Here is a 9426-nt window from a genome sequence, read left to right as displayed (position 1 = left end):
TCAAAACAACACCGCAACACCTCATGCCGCTGCACCACCACACCCAACGCCCGCCCCAACACCCCCACCGCCAACCGACCACGAATCCGGTAGGCGACGTCCGGCATGTTGTAGGCGAGGTTCCCGGGCTGCAACTGGTCCATGAACCACAACCTGCGCTGCCCGAACGACGGCACCCACCGATCCCCCCGCACCACCGGCTCCAGCCGGACGTCGTCGGCGTTTGCCGTGGTCGCCATCCCGCCGAGTCGGCGGCGCAGCAACTCGGCGCGGTCGGTGGACAGGTTTCCTGCATTGCGGATCATGGGATCTCCCGAGGTCTCCACCGTCACTGAACGGACCACACCGGGTGGTTGCGGCGGTACTCCTGCAGTTCCGGCCCGTCCGGGCGGACCGCGAAAATGATCGACATTCGCTTCTGGTGGCGGCGTCGCATCCAGTTGGCGACGCGCCCGGGGCGCACGCCCGCGTTGAGCTGACGGACCAGGGCCTCGATCGAGTTGAGGTCGCTGTAGCGCACGACGAACTCCTCGCTGCGCAACAGATCCTCGGCGGACGTCGCGCACAGTAGTCGCGCGCCCGCCCCCCGCGTCAGGTAGTTCATCCCGAGACCGACGTGGCGCGACTCGTCCCGGCGTACGAGCCGGTAGACGTCCGCGAGCCCGGTCGACCGCAGACCACGGACGAACCACAGGAACTCGTCGGCGGCGAAGCCCTCGAGGAGCATGTGTGCCAACGCGCGGTCGGCGGGATCCGCCATGGCCATCAGGCCACGCGACAGGTCGTCGATGGGTTCGGGCGGAGGTGCCACCGCTCCACCGATCTGCTCGGCGTAGTAGGCGAAGACGGCGCTGTGTCGTCCCTCGTCGGCCACGGCCGTGGCACCGATGAGCTTGGCGGTGGCGTCCGGGCTCTCCGTCACGATGACGCTCGCCGCCTCCAGGCCCAACTGCTCGGCGTAGACGCTCCCGCTGGCCAGGTTCCAGGTCAGCTCCAGCAGCGGGTCGGTGGGACGGATCTTCTCCAGGGCAGCCCGAGCGGTGGTCTTGGGGTCCCACGTCGAACGGCGGGCGTCCGCCAGGAACTTCTCGGTCACCTCGTCGATCTGCCGGTCGTACCTCACCAGTGCCATGTCCGTCCTCAGGTCGTCTCGTCGCTGCCCAGCGCGTTGCGTACGCTCAGCGGCGTGATGTCGGTCCAGACCTCGCGGATGTGGGCCAGGCAGTCCTCCTTGGCGCCGGCGAACCCCGCGTCGTCCCAGCCGAGCGGGTTCTCCCGCTCCTCCGGCCAGATGGAGTACTGCTCCTCGTGGTTGACCACGACCCGGTACCGGATCGTCGACGTCTGGTCGGTCTGGCTCACTGGGTACCTCCCAAGATGGCCCCGTCGGGGGTGGACAGGTGGCGTAGCAGGCGCCGGGTGAGATCGACGGCGATCGCCTCCGGGTGCTGCTGGAAGTAGAAGTGGTCCCCGGGGAACATCCGGGACTCGAACGCGCCTTCGGTGAGGTCGGCCCAGCCCGCGATCGCGGGCGCGGTCGCGTCCGGGTCGTCGACCGAGCCGTACGCGACAAGGGGGCACCGGACGGTCGCCCCCGGCGTGAACCGGTGGTTCTCGACCATGCGGAGGTCCGCGCGCAGGATCGGCAGCATCAGCTCCAGCAGTTCGGCAGAGTCGAACACCTCGGGCGGCGTGCCGCCCATCGCCTTCATCGCCACGGTCAGCCGTGCGTCGTCGAGCAGATGCAGGCGGTTGTCACGCGGCCACCCGGGGGCGGGTTGACCCGACACGACCAGGCACGACAACGGCGCCCCCCGGGCCTGCAGGCGCAGCGCCAGTTCCAGCGCGAGGGTGGCGCCCATGCTGTGGCCGAACAGCACGACCTGGTCGGCCAGCATGGGCTCGATCTCGTCGAGGAGTTGGCCGGTGAGCTCGCCGACGTCACCGGCCGGGGGCAGGTGGAACCGGGTGCCCCGGCCGGGAAGTTCGGCGGCCCAGACGTCCAGCGTGCGGGAGAGCAGCGGCAGCCACCCGTCGTAGCCGTTCGCCGACCCGCCGGCGTACGGGAGGCAGAACAGCTGCGGCCGGTCGCCGGTGACCCGACCGACCGGCCGGAACGCCCGCTCCTCCCGCGGGTGCCGGTCACCGGGCTGACCGTCCGGCGGCGGGTCGGGTCGGATCGCGGCGGTCAACTCGCACCCACCACGACACCGGCGTCGCGTTCGGCCGCCCGTTCGTAGACCAGGCGGGCGGCCACGAGATCCTCGACGGCCAGACCAAGCGACTTGAACAGGGTGGTGGCGCCGGCGTCGGTGCGGCCCGGATGCCGGCCTGCGATCACCTCGCCGAGCTCGGCCCTGATGTGGCTGGCGTCGAGGGCGCCCTCGGTGATCGGCACCAGCAGATCACCGGCTTCGCGGAGGGCGGCCTCGCGGCTGTCCACGAAGAGCTCGGCGCGGCGCACCAGGGCGGTCGGCAGTTCCCGGCAGGTCGCCCCGAACGCCCCCACGCCGTTGATGTGCACACCCTCGGGGGCGATGCTGCCGTCGGCGACGACCGGGCTGGCCGAGGAGGTCGTCGTGCAGATCACGTCGGCGTCCTTGACGGACGCGTCCGGATCGGCGCTCAGCTCCGCCGGCAGGTCCTGTTCCCGCGCCCAACCGACGAGTTGTTCGGCGCGTTCGGCCGTCCGGCTGAACACGGTGATCCGCGACCAGTCGCGCAGGCCGGCGAGGGCGACCAGATGCGCCCGGCCCTGCACACCGGCGCCGATGACGGCCAGCCGCGTCGCGTCGGGCCGAGCCAGCAGCGCCGTGGCCCGGGCGGTCACCGCGGCTGTCCGGATCTCGGTGAGTGCGACGCCGTCGATGACGGCCAGCGGCTCCCCGTACGTCGGGTCGAGGAGGATCAGCACGCCCTGCACGTGCGGGAGACCGCGTTCGGCGCTGCGGTCGAACATGGACAGCACCTTCAGGCCCAGTCCCGCGTCGGCACTGGCCGACGGCATGATGAGCACCCGTCCCGGACTGGTCGTCGACTCCACGGTGACCCGTGGGTGTTGCTGGACGCGACCGGTGCTGAAGTCGGCCAGCGCCTGGCCCATCGCCTGCACCAGGTCCTGAGGCGACAGCAAGGATCGCACCGTCGCACCGTCAATTACCCGCATCTCCCGGCTCCCTCCTATGTTCCACCGGCACGTTCCCCGCACCATCGGGCGGGGCGTCGCGAACGGCGGCGACGACGTCGTCGTCTGTCATGGCTTCGATCTGTGCCGTCACGGCCGCCGCCACCGTCGCGGCCAACTCCCGGACGGTCCGGTTCTCGAAGATCGCCCGTAGCGGCAGCGCGATGTCGAAGGCGGTCCGGATCTCGTGGACGAGGCTGGTGGCCATGAGCGAGTGACCGCCGAGATCGAAGAAGTCCGCGTCGATGCCGACCCGTCCCGGCAGGTGCCTCGCCCAGATGTCCGCGATGATCCGTTCGTGTGGTTGCAGGATCGCCGAATCCGGCGCGGCGTCTCCTCGCTGGTCGTCGAGGGCGGCCAGTCCGGCCCGGTCGAGCTTGCCGGCGGCGGTCAGCGGCAGCGCCGGCACGGTGACGAACGCCGAGGGGATCATGTAGCTCGGCAGCCGGGCGAGCAGGAACCCGCGTAGGGACTCCAGGTCGGGCGCGCTGTCTCGGCGGGGCACCAGGTACGCCACCAGCCTCCGGTCCGCCCCGTGGCCCACCGCCAGCACCGCGGCCTCCGCGACATCCGGATGGCCGATCAGGCTCATCTCGATCTCACCCGGCTCGATGCGGTATCCGCGTACCTTGACCTGGTGGTCGGCCCGGCCGAGGAACTCGATCCGGCCGTCGAGGGTCCACCGGGCGAGGTCGCCGGTGCGGTAGAGGCGCGCCCCTGGTTCGGTGCCGAACGGGTCCGGCAGGAAGCCGTGGGCGGTGAGGTCCGGACGGCCGATGTAGCCACGGGCGAGGCAGGTGCCGCCGACGTACACCTCCCCCGCGGCCCGTGGCGGCACCGGCCGCATCCGCTCGTCCAGCAGGTAGACGCGGGTGTTCGCGATCGCGCTGCCCACCGGCGGAAACCCCGGCCAGCCCTCGGGGTCGCCCGAGAGCATCTCGGCGGTGACGACGTGCGCCTCCGTCGGCCCGTACTGGTTGTCGAGGACGACGCCGGGCAGACGGCGCAGCAGGTCGCGCACCTCGGCGGTCAGGTGCAGCTGCTCACCGGCGGTGGCGATCTGCGCCAGCGGCGGCAGGTCGGTGCCGTCCGCGGCCGCCCGCGCGATCTGTTCCAGCACCAGCGGGGTGCAGAACAGCCGCCGTACGCCGTTCGCCGTCATCACCGCGAGAAGCTGCTCCGGATCGCGCCGCTGGTCCCGGTCGAGCAGGACGACCTGGTTGCCGCAGAGCCAGCTCGAGAACATCTCCTGGAACGAGATGTCGAAGTGCAGGGCGGAGAACTGGAGCGTCGGTCCGGCCGGCTCGGCCCGGCGCAGCTGCCAGTCGAGCAGGTTGAGCAGGGGCCGGTGGGTCATCACCACCCCCTTGGGCCGCCCGGTGGAACCGGAGGTGTAGATGACGTACAGCAGGTCGTCCGGCCCGGCCGTCCGGGTCGGGTCGGTGGCGGCGCAACCGGCGATCGCCGCCGAGTCGGCGTCCACGCACACCACGTCGAGGTCGGGTAGCGGCAGGTCGGCCGCCAGGGCGGTGAGGGAGAGCACGACGCTCGCGCCCGCATCGGTGAGCATGAAGGCGGCCCGCTCGCCCGGGCTGTCCACGTCGACGGGCAGGTACCCGGCGCCCGCCTTGACGACCGCCAGCAGGCTGACGACGGCGTCCAGCCCCGGCGGCAGGAACAACCCGACGACCTGACCGCGCCGGACGCCGCGCCGGCCCAGGTGGTGGGCCAGGCGGTTGGCGCGGCGGTTCAACTCGGCGAACGACAACCGGACGCCGTCGAAGACCACCGCCACCTCGTCGGGCGTACGGGCGACCTGCTCCTCGAAGAGCGCCGGGATCGTACGGTCGGCCCGGTAAGGTGCCGCCGTGTCGGTCCAGCGGCGCACGATCAGGTCCCGCTCCTCGTCGCGCAGCAGGTCGACCGTGGACAGCGGGGCGTCCGGCCGCGCCGCGACCCGGCCGGCGAGGCTTTCGAAGTGTCGCGCGTACTGCTCGACGGTCGCTCGCTCGAACAGGTCGGTGGCGTAGACCAGTTCTCCGGTCAGCTCCCCCGACGGGCTCTCGGACAGGTGCAACTCCAGGTCGAACCTGGTCGCGCCGGTCGCCGGTGGCTGCCACCAGGTCGTCGCCCCGGGCAGGTCCAACGAGTCCGGCGCGGTGAACAGGTCGAACCAGATCTGCACCACCGGGTTCCGGTTCAGGTCGCGGGCCGGTGCGAGATGCTCGGCCAGGCGCTCGAACGGCAGGTCCTGGTGGGCGTAGGCGCTCGTCGCGGTCTCCCGCACCCGCTCCACGAGGTCGGCGAACGAGGGGTCGCCGGACAGGTCGGCCCGCAACGGCAACGTGTTGACGAAGAAGCCGACCACGTCCTCGAAGTCGGACCCGACCCGGCCGACCGACGGGCAGCCGACGACGAACCCGTCGCGCCCGGTGTAGCGCCCGATGAGCATCTGGTAGACGGCGAAGGTCACCATGAACAGCGTCGCCCGCCGTCGGTCCGCCAGGCGGCGCAGGTCCGCCGCGACGGACGCCGGGAGTCGCACCGGGACGGCTGCGGCGCGGTACGAGGGCACGGCCGGGTGGGGGCGGTCTCCCGGCATCTCCAGAACGAGGTCGAGCCCCGACAGCCCGCGGGACCAGTAGCCGACGACGTCGCTGATGCGTTCCTCCGACAGGTGCCGCCGCTGCCACGCCACGAAGTGCCGGTACTGCCGGTCCCCGGCGGGCGGGTGGGGCCGCCCGACCAGGGCGTCACGGTAGGCGGCGGACAGGTGCCGCTCGAACGGGCCCAGCGACCAGCCGTCGAAGACCAGGTGGTGCACGACCACCAGCAGCACGTGTTCGGTCGGGCCGATCCGCAGCACACTGGCCCGCATCAGCGGTCCGACCGCGAGGTCGAACGGTTCGGCCGCCGCTGCCCGGGCGACCGCCTCGGCCTCCGCCGGCGACCCGACGGGCCGGACCGCGAGCTGGTCGGTGACCTGTTCCGGCGACAGCAGCCGGACCCGCGGCTGGCCGTCCTGCGCCACGATCGTGCTTCGCAGGCACTCGTGCCGGACGGTGACCGCGCGCAGCGCCGCGGTGAGGGCGGTGACGTCCAGTTCCCCGTGGACGTGGTAGCCCACGCAGACGTTGTACGCGATGTTGCCGGGGTTCAGCTGGTCGAGGAACCACAGCCGCCGCTGGGCCAGGGAGAGCTCGTCCGGGGCGCCGTCCGCCTCGTCGGCCGGCAGTTCCCGGGCCGGTGGCGCACTCGCCGCGGCCACCGCCAGGGCGGCCACGGTGCGGTGGGTGAACACGTCGTGCACGTCCAGGTGCACACCGAGCGCAGCGCCGGCCTGCATGGCGATCCGGAAGGCAGCCAGCGAGTCGGCCCCGAGGGTGAACAGGTCGTCGTCGGCGCCCACGGCGGACAGGTCCAGCACGGCCCAGGCCACCTCGGCGATCATCCGCTCGGTGTCGGTGCGGGGCCGTCGCGTGCCCCCCGGCCGGGCCGGGGCGGGCAGCCGCGCACGGTCGAGCTTGCCGGTGGCGGTCACGGGGAGTCGGTCCACCACCGACACGTGGCGGGGCATCATGAACGACGGCAACCGCTCGGCCAGCCAGCGGCGCAGCGTGTTCTCGTCCACCTCGTCCCCGGTCGCCACCGCGTACGCGGCCAGGCACGGCGCGCCCGGCCCGTCGTGGACGGGCACCACGGCGACGTCGGTGACCGCCGGGAAGCGGCGCAGCGTCGCGGCCACCTCACCGGGCTCGATCCGATGGCCACCGACGGACACCTGATCATCCAGCCGGCCGAGGAAGACCAGGTTGCCGTCGTCGCGGACCCGGACCAGGTCGCCGGTGCGGTACATCCGTGCCCCGGCCCCGCCGTGGAACGGGTCGGGCAGGAAGCGCTCCGCGGTCCGGTCGGCGGCACCGAGGTAGCCGCGGGCCACGCCCCGACCGCCGAGGACCAGTTCGCCCGGCATCCCCGGGGAGGCGGGTCGCAGCTCCTCGTCCAGCACGTACGCCCGTACCCCGGCGATCGGAGCGCCGATCGGTGTCCTCCCGTCGTCGTCCTGGTCGGTGCACGACCAGGACGTGGCCGCCACGGTGGCCTCGCTCGGGCCGTACTGGTTGTACAGCCGGATCCACGGGGCCACCGAGCGCAGGCGTCGTGCCGTGGACGCCGGCAACTCCTCACCGCCGCAGGTCAGCAGTCGTACCGGGGCCAGCCGGGTGCCCGCCTGCGGCTCGTCGAGCAGCCGATGCAGCAGGGTCGGCACGATGTCGAGCAGGGTGACGCCCTCGGCCGAGACGACGTCCAGCAGCCGTCCCGGCTCGAATCGCTCGTCGCCGTCGCCGAGCACCAGGCTGGCTCCGGTCATCAGCGGTAGCAGCAGTTCCCGCACGGACGCGTCGAATCCGGGCGCGTGGGTGGGCAGCATCCGGTCGTCCGGACGCATCTCGTACTCCGCCGCCGTCCACCGGATGAGGTTCAGCAGGGCGTCCTGACTGATCCCGACCGGTTTCGGCGCGCCTGTCGATCCGGAGGTGAAGACGACGTACCCGAGGTTGTCCGGCCGGATCGGCTGCGCCGGCCCTGCCGGCAGGTCGGGTGCCGGCGGAAGGTGGGCGGGGACGACCGGCACCGAGTCACCGATGGGCGTGTCGGCCAGCTCTTGCGGTACGAACACGCAGCGCGCGCCGGCCGCCCGCACCAGGTGGGCCAGGCGCATCCGGGGGTGGGCCGGGTCCATCAGCAGGAAGGCGGCGCCGCGCCTGGCCACGGCGAGGATGGCCGCGACCAGGTCCACGCCGGGGCGCAGGCACACGCCCACCACCGATTCCACTCCGACGTGCGCGGGCAGCCCGGCGGCCAGCACGTCGGCCCGGCGGTCCAGCTCGCGGTAGGAGAACCTCCTGCCGGCGCTGACCACCGCCGTCGTGTCCGGACCGGACACGACCACTCGGGCGAACGCCTGGGCGATGCCGTCGGCGGCCAGGTGCGCCGTGGTCGCGGCCCGGAAGGTCTCCGGGGCGACGAGCGACGGTACGGGCTCCGGCTCGCGGTCCCGCGTGGAGAGCGTCATGAGCCCGGCAGGAGGTCGGCTACGTCACGGGCCACCGCGCCACGGAGAGCGAGATCGACGCAGACCTGGCCCAGCAACGGGACGAACTTGAAGATCCATCCCGAGGTGCAGTAGACGACTCGTTCGGCACCCGGCACCCGGCCCACGCGAAACGCCTGATGGTGCTCCTCGGGCAGGGTGACCAGGCAGGTCGACGCCTGAAGGGGCGTCGGGTCGAGGTTCGGCAGGTGCCGGGCCACCCACGCGGAGAGCCTGCGCAGTTCGTCGTCCCTGGGCACGCCGGTCGCCTGCGCGGCGTCGGGCAGCGGGTGGGCCTCCGAGTCGGGCGCGACCCGGACCACGTCCCGGCGCCCCCACGGGTTACGGCCGAACCCGTAGTAGAGCGCGCCATCGGTCTCGGTCTCCGGTTCGAAGGCGAACCACGTCGGAGAGTCGAGCGACGCGTCCCGCAGCCGGAAGTAGGCCGACGGCATCTCGAAGGTCCGCATCCCGAGCCGGAGGCCCAGCGCTTCCAGCAGGGGTGTGGTGCCCGCGCCGGCGGCGACGACCGCGGCACGGGCGCGGACGCTGCCGCCACCGGTGGCCACCTTCACGCCGTCGGCAGTGGGTTCGACACCCAGGACGGCCACCTGCGGTCGGATCTCGGCCCCGTGGAAGACCGCCAGCGTGTACAGCGCCCAGAGTGTGCCCCGCACATCGATGACGCCGCCGTCGGGCTGGTAGAAGCCCTGGTAGTGCTCCGGCAGGTCGGCGAACCCGTACCGCTTCTCGATGTCGCGGGCACCGAGCCACTCGTAGCCGAGCGACAGTCGTTCCAGTACGGCCGCCGCCGCCCGGATCTGTCCCTCGTTGCTGTCCTGGTCGATGTCGCCGAACCACAGGCTGCCGGTGCGATGGACCAGCGGACGGTCGATGGCGTGTTCCAGTCGATCCCACGCGGGGATCGACGCGAGCACCAGGCGGGCCGACTGTTCCTCGCTGTACTGGACGCGCCACTGCCGTTCGGCGCCGCCGGAGCTTCCGTTGTCGTGGAAGAGCGGCCCCCGTTCGAGGAGCACCACCGAGAATCCCGCGGCGCTCGCCTGCCACGCCGCCGCAAGCCCCACGGCACCACCGCCGATCACGGCGATGTCGAACGTCCTGTCCGCGTTGGCCATCAGATGCT

7 protein-coding genes are annotated in these 9426 nt (G+C 72.3%); all 7 read right to left on the bottom strand.

The features are described 5' to 3' along the window. A partial coding sequence (locus AB0D32_RS28605) for a condensation domain-containing protein (protein ID WP_357096873.1) occupies window positions 1-305 on the bottom strand: 305 nt, incomplete at its 3' end. 23 nt (window positions 306-328) lie between these two features. Continuing rightward, a complete protein-coding gene (locus AB0D32_RS28600) occupies window positions 329-1132 on the bottom strand; it encodes a ferritin-like domain-containing protein (protein WP_357096871.1) in 804 nt (267 codons plus the stop codon). 8 nt (window positions 1133-1140) lie between these two features. Continuing rightward, a complete protein-coding gene (locus AB0D32_RS28595; protein WP_357096869.1) occupies window positions 1141-1362 on the bottom strand; it encodes an MbtH family protein in 222 nt (73 codons plus the stop codon). Next, the gene (locus AB0D32_RS28590) at window positions 1359-2192 is read right to left on the bottom strand and encodes an alpha/beta fold hydrolase (protein WP_357096867.1); all 834 of its coding nucleotides are present in this window, start codon (window positions 2190-2192) and stop codon (window positions 1359-1361) included. The genes AB0D32_RS28595 and AB0D32_RS28590 overlap by 4 nt, the downstream gene beginning before the upstream one ends. Next, complete coding sequence (locus AB0D32_RS28585; RefSeq protein WP_357096865.1) at window positions 2189-3166, bottom strand: ornithine cyclodeaminase family protein; 978 nt, start codon at window positions 3164-3166, stop codon at window positions 2189-2191. Before AB0D32_RS28585 ends, AB0D32_RS28590 begins: the two co-directional genes overlap by 4 nt. Beyond that, window positions 3153-8261 carry an amino acid adenylation domain-containing protein gene (locus tag AB0D32_RS28580; RefSeq protein ID WP_357096863.1) on the bottom strand — a complete coding sequence of 1703 codons (5109 nt, stop codon included), beginning with the start codon at window positions 8259-8261 and terminating at the stop codon, window positions 3153-3155. Before AB0D32_RS28580 ends, AB0D32_RS28585 begins: the two co-directional genes overlap by 14 nt. Then, the gene (locus AB0D32_RS28575) at window positions 8258-9418 is read right to left on the bottom strand and encodes an FAD-dependent oxidoreductase (RefSeq protein WP_357096861.1); all 1161 of its coding nucleotides are present in this window, start codon (window positions 9416-9418) and stop codon (window positions 8258-8260) included. The genes AB0D32_RS28580 and AB0D32_RS28575 overlap by 4 nt, the downstream gene beginning before the upstream one ends. Window positions 9419-9426: the final 8 nt, after the last annotated feature.

Source organism: Micromonospora sp. NPDC048170 (genome assembly GCF_040652795.1).
In the GTDB taxonomy this organism is placed as follows: Bacteria; Actinomycetota; Actinomycetes; order Mycobacteriales; family Micromonosporaceae; genus Micromonospora.
This window is presented reverse-complemented; position numbering and strand designations above follow the sequence as displayed.

What these genes read in the sequence shown, in the direction of transcription:
- AB0D32_RS28600 (WP_357096871.1), bottom strand. Translation starts at nt 1,132, where the DNA reads ATGGCACTGGTGAGGTACGACCGGCAGATCGACGAGGTGACCGAGAAG.
- AB0D32_RS28585 (WP_357096865.1), bottom strand. Translation starts at nt 3,166, where the DNA reads ATGCGGGTAATTGACGGTGCGACGGTGCGATCCTTGCTGTCGCCTCAG.
- AB0D32_RS28580 (WP_357096863.1), bottom strand. Translation starts at nt 8,261, where the DNA reads ATGACGCTCTCCACGCGGGACCGCGAGCCGGAGCCCGTACCGTCGCTC.
- AB0D32_RS28575 (WP_357096861.1), bottom strand. Translation starts at nt 9,418, where the DNA reads ATGGCCAACGCGGACAGGACGTTCGACATCGCCGTGATCGGCGGTGGT.